General features: G+C 62.9%; 12 protein-coding genes and 1 riboswitch. Of the genes, 7 read left to right on the top strand and 5 right to left on the bottom strand.

Annotated elements, in window-relative coordinates; genetic code table 11:
- Positions 1 to 9: 9 nt before the first annotated feature.
- Complete coding sequence (locus AB4K19_RS19215) at positions 10 to 1398, bottom strand: MORN repeat-containing protein (protein WP_375229843.1); 1389 nt, start codon at positions 1396 to 1398, stop codon at positions 10 to 12.
- A 176-nt stretch (positions 1399 to 1574) separates the two neighbouring features.
- Here AB4K19_RS19215 and AB4K19_RS19220 point away from each other — a divergent pair, with 176 nt between their 5' ends.
- Positions 1575 to 3233, top strand: a complete 1659-nt coding sequence (locus AB4K19_RS19220; RefSeq protein ID WP_375229844.1) for an NAD+ synthase — start codon at positions 1575 to 1577, stop codon at positions 3231 to 3233.
- 91 nt (positions 3234 to 3324) lie between these two features.
- The gene (locus AB4K19_RS19225) at positions 3325 to 4137 is read left to right on the top strand and encodes an alpha/beta hydrolase family esterase (RefSeq protein WP_375229845.1); all 813 of its coding nucleotides are present in this window, start codon (positions 3325 to 3327) and stop codon (positions 4135 to 4137) included.
- Between the two features lie 134 nt (positions 4138 to 4271).
- On the opposite strand, the gene AB4K19_RS19230 is transcribed toward AB4K19_RS19225, so the two are convergent.
- Entirely contained in the window at positions 4272 to 5201 is a 930-nt protein-coding gene (locus AB4K19_RS19230; protein WP_375229846.1) for an MBL fold metallo-hydrolase, read from the bottom strand.
- Between the two features lie 174 nt (positions 5202 to 5375).
- On the opposite strand from AB4K19_RS19230, the gene gltX reads away from it, so the two are divergent.
- On the top strand, positions 5376 to 6701 hold the full coding sequence (gene gltX / locus AB4K19_RS19235) for a glutamate--tRNA ligase (RefSeq protein WP_436398574.1): 1326 nt from the start codon (positions 5376 to 5378) through the stop codon (positions 6699 to 6701).
- Between the two features lie 31 nt (positions 6702 to 6732).
- Positions 6733 to 8139, top strand: a complete 1407-nt coding sequence (locus AB4K19_RS19240) for an MATE family efflux transporter (protein WP_375229847.1) — start codon at positions 6733 to 6735, stop codon at positions 8137 to 8139.
- Here AB4K19_RS19240 and AB4K19_RS19245 read toward each other — a convergent pair.
- Entirely contained in the window at positions 8086 to 8676 is a 591-nt protein-coding gene (locus AB4K19_RS19245) for a gamma-glutamylcyclotransferase family protein (protein ID WP_375229848.1), read from the bottom strand. The genes AB4K19_RS19240 and AB4K19_RS19245 overlap by 54 nt on opposite strands.
- A 95-nt stretch (positions 8677 to 8771) precedes the next feature.
- A riboswitch (glycine riboswitch) is annotated at positions 8772 to 8860 on the top strand.
- A gap of 152 nt (positions 8861 to 9012) precedes the next feature.
- Here AB4K19_RS19245 and gcvT point away from each other — a divergent pair.
- The 3 genes from gcvT (at position 9013) to gcvP (ending at position 13445) form a co-directional block, all read left to right on the top strand.
- Positions 9013 to 10137, top strand: coding sequence for a glycine cleavage system aminomethyltransferase GcvT (gene gcvT, locus AB4K19_RS19250; RefSeq protein ID WP_436398576.1), 1125 nt, complete (start codon positions 9013 to 9015; stop codon positions 10135 to 10137).
- Between the two features lie 18 nt (positions 10138 to 10155).
- A complete protein-coding gene (gene gcvH, locus AB4K19_RS19255) occupies positions 10156 to 10515 on the top strand; it encodes a glycine cleavage system protein GcvH (protein WP_375229849.1) in 360 nt (119 codons plus the stop codon).
- 80 nt (positions 10516 to 10595) lie between these two features.
- Positions 10596 to 13445: an aminomethyl-transferring glycine dehydrogenase gene (gene gcvP / locus AB4K19_RS19260; RefSeq protein ID WP_375229850.1), complete on the top strand. Its 2850-nt coding sequence runs from the start codon at positions 10596 to 10598 to the stop codon at positions 13443 to 13445.
- Positions 13446 to 13657: 212 nt separating this feature from the next.
- Here the strand turns inward: gcvP and AB4K19_RS19265 are convergent, their stop codons facing one another.
- Together AB4K19_RS19265 and AB4K19_RS19270 are read right to left on the bottom strand one after the other, a co-directional pair.
- Entirely contained in the window at positions 13658 to 16174 is a 2517-nt protein-coding gene (locus AB4K19_RS19265) for an ABC transporter permease (protein WP_436398578.1), read from the bottom strand.
- Positions 16171 to 16860 carry an ABC transporter ATP-binding protein gene (locus AB4K19_RS19270; protein WP_436398579.1) on the bottom strand — a complete coding sequence of 230 codons (690 nt, stop codon included), beginning with the start codon at positions 16858 to 16860 and terminating at the stop codon, positions 16171 to 16173. Before AB4K19_RS19270 ends, AB4K19_RS19265 begins: the two co-directional genes overlap by 4 nt.
- Positions 16861 to 16893 lie beyond the last annotated feature (33 nt).

A 16893-nucleotide genomic window follows, 5' to 3' on the forward strand; every position in this document is an offset into this window, starting at 1 on the left:
AAACCCGTGTCAGCCGCCTTCGTTTAACGCACCGTTTTCCCATGTGCCGGAGGCTTCCTCGCCGGTGGCATAGCGCATGGTCCCGGTGCCCTGGCGTTTGCCCGCGCGGAATGTGCCTTCGTAGATGTCACCGTTCTCATAGGTCGCGATGCCCTGGCCCTCGATTTCACCGTCGGACCATTCGCCCTCATAGGTGAAGCCACCGGTCATGGTGATTTTGCCCATTCCATGCCGCTGCCCGTTCTGAAAGCCACCGGTATAGACGGTTCCGTCAGGGTAGGTCGCAGTGCCTGTGCCGTGCCGCTGGCCATCGAGCCATTCGCCGTCATAGCGGTACCCGTCGGCGTAGGTCATGACGCCCTGTCCGTGGTTGCGTGCGTCGCGGAAGTTGCCCTCGTAGACCACACCATTGGTGTAGGTTGCCTTGCCGAAGCCTTCGATCACGCCGGCTTTCCATTGCCCGGCATAGGTTGAGCCATCCGGATAGGTGATCGTTCCTTCGCCGTCTGCCAGGCCGTCAGCGAAAATGCCCGCATAAACGGAGCCATCAGGATAAGTGACCCGGCCTTCGCCTTCGATTTTGCCAGCAACCCAGGAGCCGGTGTAGGTATATCCATCCTGCGCGGTGAAGGTGCCCTGGCCGTTGCGCAGATCGCCCTCAAATTCCCCCTCGTAAACGTCGCCGTTGGCATAGATCACTTTGCCCACGCCTTCGCGGCGGCCCGATACCAGCTGTCCCTCATAGACGTCGCCATTGGCCTGGGTCAGTCGTCCGGAACCGTCAATCTGACCGTCGCGCCACAAGCCCACATAGACCAGACCGTCGGGCATGGTCAGGGTGCCCTGACCCTCGCGCTTGCCATCCGCGATCTGGCCTTCATAGACTGCACCATCGGGATAGGTGATTTTGCCGCTGCCCTGTTTGACGCCATCAATCCAGTCACCGGCGTATTCATAGCCACCCGGGCTCTGCATCGCGCCCTTGCCATGGTGCTGCGCGTCCCGGAAGCCGCCCTCGTAGCGGACGCCGTTGGCATAAAGCGCCACGCCCTCGCCGGTGATCGCCCCCGCGGCCCACTGACCTTCATAGGTGCCGCCGTCGGCAAAGGTGATGCGGCCGAAACCTTCGGGTTTGCCCTTTGCAAATGTGCCCTCATAGACCGATCCGTTGGGAAAACGGGCGACACCCTCGCCTTTGATTTCACCGTCGATCCACTGGCCTGTGTATTCGTATCCGTTGGGCAGTTTGTAAGTGCCGGTGCCGTGCTGGACGCCGCCGCGGAACGTGCCTTCGTAGACACCGCCATCGTCGTATTGCTTGGTCTGCACCTCGCCTTCCTGCGCGAAAAGCGGCAGTGGCAGTAATGCAAGGCAAAGGCTCAGTCTGCGCAGTGTCATGGCTCACCTCGGTGCGTTGTTTTCCGGCGGGGTTGCACCCCCGCGCGTCCCGGCCCCGAACCTAATCGCTGGGCCGGGTCGTCGCAACGCCCTTTTGCCGCATCGGCGGTGCCGGGGCTTTTCACCGCAGCCTGATCTGCTACATGACGCACAAAGAGGCAGAAGGGCCGGTCGGTATGGCAGATCGTTTTCGCATCACACTGGGTCAGCTGAACCCGACCGTGGGGGACATCGCGGGCAATGCGGCGCTGGCGCGGGACGCCTGGGCGCAGGGCAAAGCAGCGGGTGCTGATCTGGTCGCGCTGCCGGAAATGTTTCTGGCCGGTTACAACGCGCAGGACCTGGTGATGCGCCGCGCCTTTCAGCTGGACATCACCACCCATCTGGAGGCGCTGGCGGCTGATTGCGCGGAGGGGCCCGCGCTGGGTATCGGCGCGCCCTATGTCGAGGGTACGAAGCTTTATAACGCCTGGCATATCCTCAAGGGCGGGCGCATTGCCTCGACCGTTCTGAAACACCACCTGCCCAATGAAACCGTGTTCGACGAGGTCCGTATTTTCGATGCCGGGCCGCTGGGTGGGCCCTATTCAGTGGGCAACTCGCGCGTGGGCAGCCCGATCTGTGAAGACGCCTGGCATGAGGATGTGGCCGAGACCCTGGCCGAGACGGGCGCCGAATTCCTGCTGGTGCCGAACGGATCGCCCTATTACCGGGGCAAATTCGACACCCGCCTGAACCATATGGTGGCGCGCGTGGTCGAAACCGAGCTGCCGCTCATTTACCTCAACATGGTGGGCGGCCAGGATGATCAGGTATTTGACGGGGGCAGTTTCGGGCTGAACCCCGGCGGGCAGCTGGCCTTTAAGATGCCGGTTTTTGACACAGAGATTGCCCATGTGGACCTGGAGCGCACCCCGGAGGGTTGGCGCATTCTGGAGAGCGAAAAGGCCCCGCACCCCGACGCCTGGGAGCAGGATTACCGTGTGATGGTGCAGAGCCTGCGGGACTACATGCGCAAAACCGGGTTCAGCAAGGTGTTGCTGGGCCTGTCGGGCGGGATTGACTCTGCGCTGGTGGCGGTGATTGCGGCGGATGCGCTGGGGCCCGAAAATGTGCGCTGTGTCATGCTGCCGTCCGAATACACCAGCCAGGGGTCGCTGGATGATGCCAAAGCGCTCGCGACGGCCCTCGGCTGCCACTATGATTACGTGCCGATTTCTGAAGGGCGTGAAGCCATCACCAACACGCTGGCCCCGCTGTTTGAGGGGCGCGACGCGGACCTGACCGAGGAAAATATCCAGTCGCGCCTGCGGGGGCTGCTGCTGATGGCGATGTCTAATAAGTTCGGTGAAATGCTGCTGACCACGGGTAACAAATCCGAGGTCGCCGTGGGCTATGCGACGATCTATGGCGACATGGCGGGCGGCTATAACCCGATCAAGGACCTGTATAAAACACGCGTCTTTGAAACCTGCCGCTGGCGCAACGCGAACCACCGGGACTGGATGATGGGGCCTGCGGGGGCTGTGATTCCTCAACAGATCATCGACAAGCCCCCTTCGGCAGAACTGCGCGAGGATCAGAAGGACAGCGACAGCCTGCCGGATTATCCTGACCTTGATGCCATGCTGGAAATCCTGGTCGACCGGGCAGGATCCATTGAAGACTGTGTTGCCGCAGGCTTTGAGCGTGATGTGGCGAAAAAGGTCGAGCATCTGATCTATATCTCTGAATACAAAAGGTTTCAGTCCGCGCCGGGCGCGCGGCTGACCAAGGGCGCGTTCTGGCTGGACCGGCGGTATCCGATTGCCAACCGCTGGCGCGATCCTTCCTGAACAGCGCGGGCAGGCGCCGGGCACGGATTTGTGAGTTGGCGCGGGGGCGGTGACGCACCAGGTTATGCGCAGACACCCACCGGAGGCGCATATGATCCGACACCTGATGACCACCGCAGCCCTGATCCTGGCGGCTGGCACCGCACATGCCTGCGGGCCTGATACCGACTGCATGATCGGCGACCGTCATTACCGTATCGCCATGCCCGAGGGGCATGACGGTACCAGCCCGGTGCCTGCCATCGTCTTTTCGCACGGTTATCGCGGATCGGCCGCCGGTGTGATGCGCAACGGATCGCTGCGCCGGATGGTATCCGGCCTTGGGGCCGCACTGATTGCGGTGAAATCCGGCGATCAGGACTGGGTCATCCCGAATGCGCCGCGCCATATGGACAGCGATGGCGCAGAGGAATTCGCCTATTTCGGCGCCGTTCTGGATGACGCGGCCACGCGGTTTGCCATTGATGCGGACCGGGTTGTCGCCACCGGGTTCAGCGCGGGCGGCATGATGACCTGGAACCTGGCCTGTTCCATGAGCGACCGGTTTGCGGGGTTCGTGCCGATCTCCGGCACCTTCTGGCTGGAGCCGCCGGAAACCTGCAGCGCGCCGGTGGCGAGCATCATTCATATCCATGGCGATGCGGATAAGACCGTGCCGCTGATGGGCCGGAAAATTCTGCAGACCAAGCAGGGCGAAGTGGCCGAGGCGCTGGAGATGTACCGCGGGTTTGGCGGGTTTGAGCCGGTGTCGGAGGATGAACGCTATGGCGGGCTGGTCTGTGACGGGGATGCCAATGATGCGGGTGACGTGATGAAATTCTGCCTTTTCGAGGGCGGCCATTCATTCCGCACGGAGTATGTCCGTTTTGGCTGGGAGCAGCTGGAAGAAGCCGGACGGCTCTGAGCGGCTGGACGGCAGCCCTGGGAGCAAACGCGCGCCGCCCCGGCCATTGAGACCGGGGCGGCGCGGCCCGACAGTGGACTGCCGGGCGGGACAGGTGCCCGAACGGCGCACCCCGGGGGGCACGCCGCGAGGGATCAGAGCATCAGCTGGTAGCTGTGCGGCACATAGCGGAAACCGTCGTCGCGGGTTTCCACATAGCCTACGCCCGGCCAGGGCATGTGATAGCCCACAAAGGCGATCTTGTCGGCGGCCAGCATGCCCAGCAGACGGCGACGCGTGGCGGCTGCGGCGGCCTTGTCCATATCGAACTTGACCTCCCAGTCGGGATAGCCCAGCGACCAGACATAGTGGTTCGCGAAATCGGCCCCGAGGAACAGCTGTGTGCCACCGTCCTCGACCATGAAGTTCATATGCCCGGGTGTGTGACCGAAAGCTGCGACCGAGGTCAGACCCGCGCCCACGGATGCACCGTCCTCGATAAAGGAGAACTGTTCGGCAAAGGGCTGGATCTTGGCTTTGAAGTTGTCGTTGTCCTGTTTGGCCCAGGCGTCATATTCCGCGCGGCCCGTCACGTAGCGCGCGTTCGGGTAGGTCAGGCTGCTGTCTTCGAGCGTCATGCCGCCGATGTGGTCGCCGTGCATGTGGGTTATGACCACCACATCGACCTGATCCGCGGTATATCCGGCCGCTTCGAGCGCGGCAGTGGTGCCGGCACCCGAAAGACCGGTGTCAAAGAGTACCAGTTCCGATCCGTTGTTCACGACCGTCGGGGTGAAGAAAAACTGAGCAGCGTCAACCGGCAGGTTGTTTTCAGCGGAAACCGCGTTGAACGTGTCGGCATCGACGTTCATGCCAAAGATGTTCTGGGGCCCTTCGACGGCGCGGGACCCGGCCAGCAGTGTCGTTACATCAAACGAGCCAACTTTCAGGCGCTGGAATGGAGCCATGCTGGCGCCCATGATCGGGGCGGCGGCGCGCGCGGCCCCGGCGGTGGCAGCGGCCAGCGGCAGGGCGGCGGCGCCTGCCAGCGCTGCGCGCCGTGAAAATTTCGGTGACTGGGTCATGAAGACTCTCCCTGTTTTGCATTCACACGCCAAAGTAGCGCGCTGATGCGGCCGGACCAGTTCACCATTGGTGCCACCGCATCACAATTGCGCGCGCGGGTGGTTGCCGGCACCGGCGCATGCGCTGGACAAACCGGCCCCCCTGTGACAACACCGCGCCAACAGGAGACCACCATGACAACTACCCGTTTTGCCCCTTCGCCCACCGGCTATATCCACATCGGCAACCTGCGCACGGCCCTGATGAACTACCTTATTGCGCGCAAGGCGGGCGGCACGTTTATCCTTCGGATTGACGATACCGATCCGGAGCGCTCGAAAGAGGAATACGTCGACGGGATCAAACGCGATCTGGAATGGCTTGGCCTGCACTGGGACCGTACAGAGCGCCAGTCGGAACGGCTGGACCGCTACCATGCGGCTGCGGATCAGCTGCGCGGTATGGGCCGTTTTTACGAGGCGTTTGAGACACCGACCGAGCTGGACCTCAAGCGCAAGAAGCAGCTGAACATGGGAAAACCACCGGTCTATGACCGGGCGGCCCTGGCGCTGTCTGATGCGGAGAAAGACGCGCTGCGCGCAGAACGTGGCGACGGTGTCTGGCGGTTCAAACTGGATCAGGAACGTATCGAATGGAACGACGGTATCCTGGGCGACATCTCGATTGATGCCGCATCTGTGTCTGATCCTGTCCTGATCCGCGGCGACGGTCAGATCCTTTATACGCTGGCCAGCGTTGTGGATGACACGGAAATGGGTGTGACGAATGTGGTGCGCGGCTCGGATCACGTGACCAATACCGCGACCCAAATCCAGATCATTGAGGCCCTCGGTGGGTCGGTGCCGGCCTTTGCGCACCACTCGCTGCTGACGGGGCCGCAGGGCGAGGCGCTGAGCAAACGGCTGGGCACGCTGGCACTGCGCGATCTGCGCGACCAGGGGGTGCAGCCTGCGGCCCTGCTGAGCCTGATGGCGCGGCTGGGTTCCAGTGACCCGGTCGAGCTGCAGACCGAAATGTCCGGTCTGATCGATGGCTTTGACATTGGGCGCTTTGGCTCTGCGCCGACGAAATTCGACGTGAACGACCTCTTCCCGCTGACCGCGCGGTATCTGGGCGGCCTGCCGCTGGCAGATGTGGCCGGTGCGGTGCGTGACGCAGGCGTGCCCGATGACATGGCGGAGCAGTTCTGGGCCGTGACGCGCGAAAACATTACCACGCTCAGTGATCTGGCGGACTGGTGGGGCATGATGCGCGACGGCGCGGCCCCGGTGATCGATGCCGAAGATGCGGATTTCGTGACAGAGGCGATGGCGCTGCTGCCCGAGGGGCCGTTTGACGGTGACACCTGGGGGGCCTGGACATCTGCCGTGAAAGAGGCCACCGGCCGTAAAGGGCGCGGGCTCTTCATGCCGCTGCGCAAGGCGCTGACCGGTCAGGCGCATGGTCCTGACATGTCCACGCTGATGCCGTTGCTGCAGGTTGTCAAAGCACGGGGTTGACCCGGAGGTGCCGCTGCGCTGAGGCTGCGGCATGGCGGATACACAGGCAAAATTTCTGACCGGCAACCTTTTCGGGCATGTGACGGTGATGTCGCTGACAGCCTCGCTGGGGCTGCTAGCCATTTTCGCGGTCGATTTCATCGACATGGTTTTCATCGCCATGCTGGGCAAGGCGGAGCTGGCGGCGGCGGTGGGTTATGCGGCCACGATCCTCTTTTTCACCACCTCCTTTGGTATCGGTCTGTCGATTGCCGCAGGCGCTCTGGTGGCGCGGGCGCTGGGGCAGGGGGATGCAGCCCTGGCCGAGCAGCGGCGCACCAACACGCTGGTGGCGGGCACCGCACTGAGCGTACTGTTTGCGGTGCCGATCTGGCTGCGGCTGGAGTCTCTGGTGAACCTGCTGGGGGCAGAGGGCGAGATTGCGGACCTGGCGGTGGGTTATCTGCAGATCATTGTGCCCAGCCTGCCACTGCTGGTCATCGGGATCATGGCGGGCACAATCCTGCGGGCGCATGGGGATGCGCGCCGCTCGATGATGGCAACGATCTGGGGCGGCGTCGCAAATGCGGTGCTGGACCCCATCCTGATTTTCGGTTTCGGGCTTGATCTGACCGGTGCGGCGCTGGCCTCTGTCGCATCCCGCGTGGTCATGGCATGGGCAGCGATGGTGCCGGTGATGCGCCATTATGGCGGGATCGGCGTGCCGCGTCCGGGCCCGCTGCTGCGCGATATGGTGCCTTTTGCAGCCATCGGTGTGCCGGCCATTCTTACCCAGCTGGCAACACCCGTGGGGCAGGCGATCGTGACCCGCGCCATGGCTGTTTACAGCGAGGCAGCGGTTGCGGGTATGGCGATCACGGGGCGGCTCAGCATGCTGGCCTTTGCAGTGATCTTTGCATTGTCAGGGGCCGTTGGGCCGATCCTGGGCCAGAATTTTGGCGCAAGGGATTTTGAGCGTGTGCGGGCCGGGTTCCGCGCGGCGGTTCAGTTCACGGCCATCGTGGTTGTAGGAGTATCCGCGCTGCTTTTCATGCTGCGCGCGCCGATTGCCGACCTCTTTTCAGCCACGGGCATCACGCGCGACCTTGTCTATCTGTTCTGCGGGCCGCTGTCGCTGCTGTTCTTTTTCAACGGCGTTCTGTTTGTCGCCAACGCAGGCTTTAACAACCTCGGTCACCCCTTCTGGTCGACCTTCCTGAACTGGGGGCGCAATACGGTGGGGATGGTGCCACTGGTGTGGCTGGGATCGGCCAGCATGGGCGCTGCGGGTGTGCTGATCGGCCAGGCGCTGGCGGGTGTGATCTTTGGCGTGCTGGCCTGGGTCATGGCGGCACGGCTGATGCGTGTGGATCAGGCCGACGTTGCGGCTGCCAGCAGACAGCGGTCAGAATTCGGAAGACAGGGTCGTCTCATGTCGCTGCTTCACCTGCGCCGATAGCGCGCCGAGGTGATCGTCCACCAGCGCTGTCTGCCGGTCTGTCAGAACCTGCGCACGCGGATAGACGGGCGAGGCGCGGTCATTCACAATGGGTGTGTGCCAGTTGTCTGTAGTGGCAAAGAAACGGGCCACGCCCTCTTCGCCGTAAACTTCGTCGAACCCCTGTACGACCACATCCAGATAGCTGAGCAAAATCATGTGGTTGTCGCTCTGCAGTATGTTTTCTTTCTCAACTGCATAGACCGCGATTTCCGGATCGGCATGGTGCTCATGGTCAATGCTGTGACCGCCGCCCAGGCGGTTATAGCCGGCCTCGCGGGCGTCGAGTGCCGCCCAGTCCGAACCGGGGACCGCAGCGATCAGCCCGTCGATGCTGTGACCCGGTGCGGGCACCCCTGTGAGCAGCACAACACCGAATCGCGGCGTGGCCACCCAGGCCCGGCGCCAGCCGTTCAGCCGCGCGGGAACCGCATTGGGGTAGCTGTGTGTTTTCGTGTTCACGAGGCTGCCGTAGCCAAAGAAATAGGGGTCGCTCATTGGTCTCTCTCTTCCCGGGTCGGGCGCACTGAACCATTTAGAAGTCGTGATCACAAGAGCGCTTGACCGCAGCGTATACACCGGCATACGTTGGCGACATCTGCATGGGAGAACCGGGTCCGACCCGGTGCCGAAGGAGCAACCGCCCCGGAAACTCTCAGGCCAAAGGGACCGTGTGGATACAAAACTCTGGAGAGTGGTGCGCCAGGCACCCGCCGAAGGGATAACGATCTCAGGCCGTGTGACAGAGGGGGCATTCAGCGCACAGCAGCGGGCTGTGCCGGGAATGCCGGTGTGTTTCAAAAACCTGACCGGCCGGAAACGGGGAGACGCCTGATGGGCGAACTGGCCAGAACACCGCTCCATGCGCTGCATGTCGAACTTGGCGCAAAGATGGTGCCTTTTGCCGGATATGAGATGCCGGTGCAGTATCCGATGGGCGTGATGGGTGAGCATCAGCATACCCGGACGCAGGCGGGGCTTTTTGATGTGAGCCACATGGGGCAGGTCATTCTGTCCGGGCCGTCCTGGGAGGCGGTGGCACTTGCCTTTGAGACGCTGGTGCCGATGGATGTGCTGAGTCTGGGTGACGGTCGCCAGCGGTATGGATTTTTCACCAATGACGCAGGTGGCATCCGCGATGATCTGATGTTCGCGCGGCGTGGCGACGACCTCTATGTGGTGGTCAACGCCGCCTGCAAGGATGCCGACATTGCCCATATGCGGGAGAGCCTCGGCGGGGACATCACGCTGGAAGTGCTGGAGGACCGGGCGCTGGTGGCGCTGCAGGGGCCGGGGGCCGGTGCTGTGATGGCGGGCCTTGATGCGCCAGCTTCAGACATGCGGTTCATGGATGTGGCGGATCTGTTGCTGGGCGGACTTTCCGTCTGGGCCTCGCGGTCAGGTTACACCGGCGAGGACGGGTTCGAGATTTCAGTTGCGGCCGGTGAGGCAGAGGCGCTGGTGCGGCTGTTGCTGGATCAGGAAGGCGTGATGCCGATCGGGCTGGGTGCCCGGGACAGTCTGCGTCTGGAGGCGGGCCTGTGTCTTTATGGCAATGACATTGACAGCCAGACGGACCCGGTTTCAGCGGGGCTGCGCTGGGCCATCCAGAAAGCACGCCGCGCAGGTGGTGCGCGCGCCGGTGGCTTTCCCGGCGCCAATATGGTGCTGGCGCGGCTGGGCGCGGGCACGGACATGTCCCGCGTCGGACTGCGCCCCGAGGGCCGGGCGCCTATGCGTGACGGCGTAGAGATATTTGATGCGGCAGAGGGCGGACAGGTTGTTGGCCGGATCACGTCGGGGGGGTTCGGCCCGACCGTGGGTGGCCCTGTTGCGATGGGGTATGTCCGCAGCGATCTTGCGGCCCCAGGCACCGGTCTCTGGGGAGAGGTGCGGGGCAAACGGCTGCCCGTTCAGACCGCTGATCTGCCTTTTGTGGCGGCAAATTTCAAAAGATAACCGACAGGAGAAGACGATATGAAATTCACAGAAGAGCACGAGTGGCTGCGCGCAGAAGGTGATGAGATGGTGGTGGGGATCACGATCCACGCGGCTGAACAGCTGGGCGACGTTGTGTTTGTGGAGCTGCCCGAGGAAGGCACCACCGTGAGCAAGGACGACGAGGTTGTGGTGATCGAATCCGTCAAGGCGGCGAGTGATATTCTGGCACCGGTGGACGGCGAGATCACCGAAGTGAACGAGGCGCTGACGGACAACCCGGGCAAGGTGAACGAGGATCCGCAGGGCGAGGCCTGGTTTTTCAAAATGAAAGTAAGCGACCCGTCGCAGATGGACGATTTCATGGATGAGGCGGCCTACAAAAAATTCATCGAATAGGCTGTTTCGCCCGTCGTGGAGCCTCCGGCGGGGATATTTCAGGCCAGAAGAAACGGACGTGCGCGAGAGGATTGTGAGCCATGGTGTATAAGCCGACAGAATACCTTCCCTATGATTTTGCCAACCGGCGCCATATCGGGCCGTCGCCTGATGAGATGGCCGGCATGCTGGAGACTGTGGGTGCTGACAGTCTGGAGGCGCTGATTGATGACACTGTGCCGGCCGCGATCCGTCAGAAGGAACCGCTGGATTTTGGCAAGCCCAAGTCAGAGCGTGAAGTGCTGGAGCATATGCGGCGCACTGCGGGCAAAAACCGGGTGCTGACATCGCTGATCGGTCAGGGGTATCACGGCACGGTCACGCCGCCGGCGATCCAGCGCAACATTCTGGAGAACCCCGCCTGGTACACCGCCTATACGCCTTATCAGCCCGAGATCAGTCAGGGTCGTCTTGAGGCGCTGCTGAATTTCCAGACGATGATAACCGATCTGACCGGGCTGGATATTGCCAATGCCTCCTTGCTGGATGAGGCCACGGCCTGTGCCGAGGCAATGACCATGGCAATGCGCACGGCGAAATCGAAGGCAAAGGCGTTTTTCGTCGACCGTGACTGCCATCCGCAGAACATTGCCGTGATGAAGACGCGGGCGGCCCCGCTGGGCATTGAGGTGATTGTTGGTAACCCGGCCAAAATGGATGCGTCTGAGGTGTTCGGCGCGATCTTCCAGTACCCTGGCACCTATGGGCATGTGCATGATTTCACTGACCTTATGGCAGCCCTTCACGAACATAAGGCGATCGGGATTGTGTCGGCCGACCCGCTGGCGCTCACGCTGCTGAAAGAGCCCGGCGCAATGGGTGCTGATATCGCGGTAGGGTCGACCCAGCGGTTTGGCGTGCCGGAGGGTTATGGCGGGCCGCATGCCGCCTATATGGCGTGCCGGGATGCGATCAAACGGGCGATGCCGGGCCGCATTGTGGGGGTGTCGGTGGACAGCCACGGGCACCGGGCGTACCGCCTGTCGCTGCAGACGCGCGAGCAGCACATCCGCCGCGAAAAGGCCACTTCGAACGTCTGTACGGCGCAGGCGCTGCTGGCGGTGATGGCGTCGATGTACGCGGTGTTCCACGGACCCGACGGGCTGAAGGCCATCGCGCAGCGCATTCATCGCAAGACGGTGCGGCTGGCGCGGGGGTTGGAGGAGGCCGGGTTCCGGGTCGATCCGCAGGCATTTTTCGACACGATCACGGTGGATGTCGGACCGCTGCAGGCAGCAGTCATGAAATCCGCAGTGGATGAGAGGATCAATCTGCGGCGTGTGGGCGAAACCCGCGTAGGCATCAGCATGCACGAGCGGTGCCGTCCGGACACAATTGAGGCGGTCTGGCGCGCGTTCGGGATCGTGAAAAAGGACTGTGAGTTCCGGCCCGATTATCGTTTCCCCGAAGAGATGCTGCGCACGTCGGATTACCTGACCCATCCGATTTTCCATATGAACCGCGCTGAGACCGAGATGATGCGTTATATGCGACGGCTAGCGGACAGGGATCTGGCGCTCGACCGGGCGATGATCCCGCTGGGGTCCTGCACGATGAAGCTGAACTCAGCGGCTGAAATGATGCCTGTCAGCTGGCGCGAGTTTTCGCTGCTGCACCCTTTTGCACCGGCGGATCAGGCCGAGGGCTATGCGGAGCTGATCGCGGATCTGAGCGCCAAGCTCTGTGATATCACCGGATACGACGCGATTTCCATGCAGCCCAATTCGGGGGCGCAGGGCGAATACGCCGGGCTGCTGACCATTGCCGCGTATCACCGCAGCAACGGGCAGGGACACCGTAACATCTGCCTTATTCCGATGAGCGCGCATGGCACCAATCCTGCCTCCGCGCAGATGGTGGGCTGGAAAGTGGTGCCGGTGAAATCTGCGGAAAACGGCGATATTGATCTGGAGGATTTCCGCGAAAAGGCAGAAATGCACAGCGAAAACCTTGCAGGGTGTATGATCACCTATCCGTCCACCCACGGCGTTTTCGAAGAGACGGTCACGGATGTCACGCGGATCACCCATGAGCACGGCGGTCAGGTCTATATCGACGGGGCCAATATGAACGCGATGGTGGGGTTGTCCCGGCCTGGAGATCTGGGCGGTGATGTGAGCCACCTGAACCTGCACAAGACCTTCTGTATTCCGCATGGCGGTGGCGGGCCCGGCATGGGTCCGATCGGGGTGAAGGAACATCTGGTGCCGCATCTGCCGGGACATGATGAGACGGGTGGCACAGAAGGACCGGTGTCGGCCGCACCCTATGGATCGCCCTCACTGTTGCCCATCAGCTGGGCCTATTGCCTGATGATGGGGGGCGAGGGACTGACACAGGCCACACGGGTGGCCATTCTGAACGCCAACTACATTGCAAAGCGCCTCGAAGGGGCGTTTGATGTGCTCTACAAGGGCCCCACCGGTCGTGTGGCCCATGAATGCATCATCGATGTGCGGCCTTTTGAGCAGAGCGCGGGCGTGACGGTGGAAGATATCGCCAAGCGCCTGATCGACTGCGGGTTTCATGCGCCGACGATGAGCTGGCCTGTTGCCGGCACGCTGATGGTGGAGCCGACAGAAAGTGAGACGCGTGCAGAACTGGACCGGTTCTGCGATGCGATGCTTGCGATCCGTGCCGAGATTGCCGAGATCGAGGCAGGCCGGATAGATGCAGTCAACAATCCGCTCAGGAACGCGCCGCATACCGTTGAGGACCTCGTGAGCGACTGGGATCGCCCCTATTCGCGTGATCAGGGGTGTTTCCCGCCGGGTGCTTTCCGTGTGGACAAATACTGGCCGCCTGTGAACCGTGTGGACAACGTCTATGGCGACAGGCACCTGGTGTGCACATGCCCGCCAATGGAGGAATACGCGGAAGCTGCGGAATAGGGGGCGCTGCCCCCGACCCTACGGGTCTCCCCCGGGATATTTCCGCCAGAAGAAACGGGGCGCGCCTTTTACACGCAACCCCGTCAGAAAAGCGGCGCTTCTCCTGGCACGGTCATCGGCGTCCCCGCCTGTACCGCCCTTTCAGGGTAGGGGTTTGTGGTTAATGAAGTGTTTCTTCTGGCGTCAAATATCCCCGCCGGAGGCACTAAGACTTACTCTCTGGCGCGCAGAACCTGTGCCGGTCGTGCCCGCAAAGGCCCATAGGCAAAGGCCATGCCCGCAACCAGAGTGGACAGAATGCCACCGGCGACGATCATCAGGGCCGAGGACCAGATGACCGAATAGTCCGTATCGAGGATAAAGTGGCTGACAGCCCAGCCACCTGCAATTCCTGCGGCGAGTGCCACCAGGCCGGCGGCCAGGCCCAGGATTGTGGAACGCAGTGCGAAGCTGCTCAGAATGCGGCGCCGGTCTGCGCCCAGGGTACGCAGGACGGCGGCCTCGAAGATACGCGCCCGGGTGCCCGCAGCGGCCGCGCCGATCAGCACCAGAAAACCTGTCAGCAGGGTGGCTGCTGCACCATAAGACGTGGCCGCTGCGAGACCGGACAGAACATCCGCCACGCGGTCGATGGCGTCACGTACGCGGATCGCGGTGATGTTGGGGTAGGCGGAGGCAAGGTCTCTGAGAATTCGGGCTTCGGCCTCTTCCTCGGCGTAAACGGTCGAGATGAAGCTGTGCGGTGCGCCGGCCAGCGCAGATGGGTTCATGGCCAGGATAAAACCGATGCCGGCGGTCGAGAAATCCACCTCGCGGAAGCTGGCAATTGTGCCGGTTATGTCGCGCCCCAGAATATTCACCGTCAGCGTATCGCCGATGTTCAGCCCCATCTCGGCAGCTTCCTCGGCGGCAAAACTGATCAGGGGTGGACCGGTGTAGTCCGCGTCCCACCAGGTGCCTGCCGTCAGGCTTGTGCCCTCTGGCTTGGGGCCTGAGTAGGTCACGCCACGGTCGCCCTGCAGCACCCAGTGATCGCCTGCAACTTCGGAAGCGGGCCGGTCGTTGATCTTTGTGATGATCCCGCGCAGCATCGGTGCGGATTGCACGCGCGCCACGGCCGGGTCGTCCGCCAGGCGCTGAGTGTAGCCGTTCATCTGGTCCTTCTGGATGTCGACAAAGAAATAGCTGGGTGCGACGTCCGGCAGGTTGCCGGTGATGGCGTTGCGCAGGTTGCCGTCGATTTGTCCGACGGCGGCCAGGACTGACAGGCCCAGGCCCAGTGACAGCACCACCGGGGTTGCACCCTCGCGCGGGCTGCTGATCGCAGCGAGCGCCCAGCGGAGCACGGGGCGGCCGCGGCTGAACCGGCTGCAGCGGCGCGATATAATGCGGATGAGAACCGCGGCACCCACCAGCAGCACCAGTGCGCCGGCGATCCCGCCTGCGGTCCAGAGTGTCAGCCACCAGGTGCCGGAAAAAACCCCCGCGCAGCCAAGCAGTGCTGCCAGCGCAAGAGCGGTGACTGCCAGATAGCGTGGCGCGGGCAACAGTCTGCCCCCGGCCAGAGCGTCACGGAAAAGTGTCGCCGCGCGGACGTCATCTGTCCGGGCGAGAGGCCACAGGGTGAACAGGAATGCCGTCAGCAGCCCATAGACTGCGGCCTCGGCAAGCGGCCCCGGGTAGATGGCAAAGGCGGCAGGGATTGGCAGCCGCGCCTCGATCAGGGGGGCAAGAATGAGCGGAGCCAGCGCCCCAAGTGCTACGCCGATCAGCACACCCAGCAGCGACAGGACACCGATCTGGATGAAATAGGTCATGAAAATCAGACGCCGTTCCGCCCCCAGCGTCCGCAGCGTCGCAATGACTGTCGTTTTGCCCGCAAGATAGGCCCGCACAGCCGAACTGACGCCGACACCACCCACGGCGAGGCCGGACAGCCCGACGAGGATCAGAAAAGCCCCCAGCCTGTCCACGAATTCGGATACGCCCGGCGCGCCATTGCGGGCATCGGTCCAGCGCATTCCGCTGTCTTCGAATTGTGCGCGCGCGTCGGCTTCAAGGGCTTCCAGACTGGCACCTGGCGGCAGGGTCATCCGGTATTTTGTGGAAAAGAGCGTGCCCGGTGTCAGCAGAGCGGAGTTGGCGAGGCTTTCTGTGCGGACAATGGTGCGGGGGCCGAGGGCGAAACCGCCCGCCGCACTGTCGGGTTCGCGTTCAAGCAGCGCGGTGAGTACAAAATCCTGCGTCCCAAGTGCAAAGGTATCACCGGTTTCCAGACCCAGGCGGTCGGCCAGCACCCGCTCCATCACAGCACCGGGCAGATTGTTCTGCAGCCCGATCGCCTGATCAAGGGGGATATCCGGTGACAGTTCCACGCTGCCCACCAGCGGATATGCGTCATCCACCGCCTTGATCTGCGTGAGGCCCCGTTCCTCGCCGACTACGGCCATCGAGCGGAAATCCGCGATTTCGGATACCGCTGTGGCAACTTCTGCCATCCAGGCGCGTTCAGCATCGCTGGCGAAACGGTAGGTGAAATCAAGCTCGGCATCACCCCCCAGCAACGCCGCACCCTCACGTGCGAGGCCCGCTTCGATGCTGGCGCGGACAGTGCCCACAGCAGCGATGGCAGCAACGCCAAGCGCCAGACAGGCCAGCAGGATGCGGAACCCTTTCAGGCCGCCGCGCAGCTCCCGGCGCGCAAATCTGGTTGCCTGCGTAAGGCTCATTCGGCTGCCTGATTCATCTGCGCGATCCGGCCATCCGCGAGACGGATCACCCGGTCGCAGCGTTCGGCAAGATCACGGGCATGGGTCACCAGCACAATGGTCGCGCCATGCCGGTCGCGCAGCCCGAAGAGCATGTCGATGATTGCGGTCCCGTTGGCGCCATCCAGATTGCCCGTCGGTTCATCCGCCAGCAGGATCGCCGGCCGGGGGGCTGCTGCCCGCGCCAGTGCCACGCGCTGCTGCTCGCCGCCGGACATCTGGCCCGGGTAATGGTCAGCCCGGTGGCCGAGGCCCACGTGCTCCAGTTCAGCGGCGGCCTTGTCAAAGGCATCGCGGTCCCCCGCAAGCTCCAGCGGGGTTGCGACATTCTCCAGAGCGGTCATCGTCGGGATCAGGTGAAACGACTGGAAGACCACCCCCATGTGGCTGCGCCTGAACCGCGCCAGGGCGTCTTCGGACATGTTGGTCAGATCGTGACCAAGCGCTTCGACGCTGCCGCCGGTGGCGCGCTCCAGCCCGCCCATGAGCATCAGCAGCGAGGATTTGCCCGAACCCGATGGCCCGACGAGCCCGACGCTCTCGCCCTTTTGAACGGTCAGGGAGATGCCGTGCAGGATATCAACGCGCCCTGCATTGCCATCCAGCGACAAAGCCGCATCTTTAAGAGAGAAAATCGGATCAGCCATTCATTCGCTACCTCTGGGCGGTATACGTGTGGC

The organism is Roseobacter phycocola (assembly GCF_042055075.2).
Classification (GTDB): Bacteria; Pseudomonadota; Alphaproteobacteria; order Rhodobacterales; family Rhodobacteraceae; genus Roseobacter.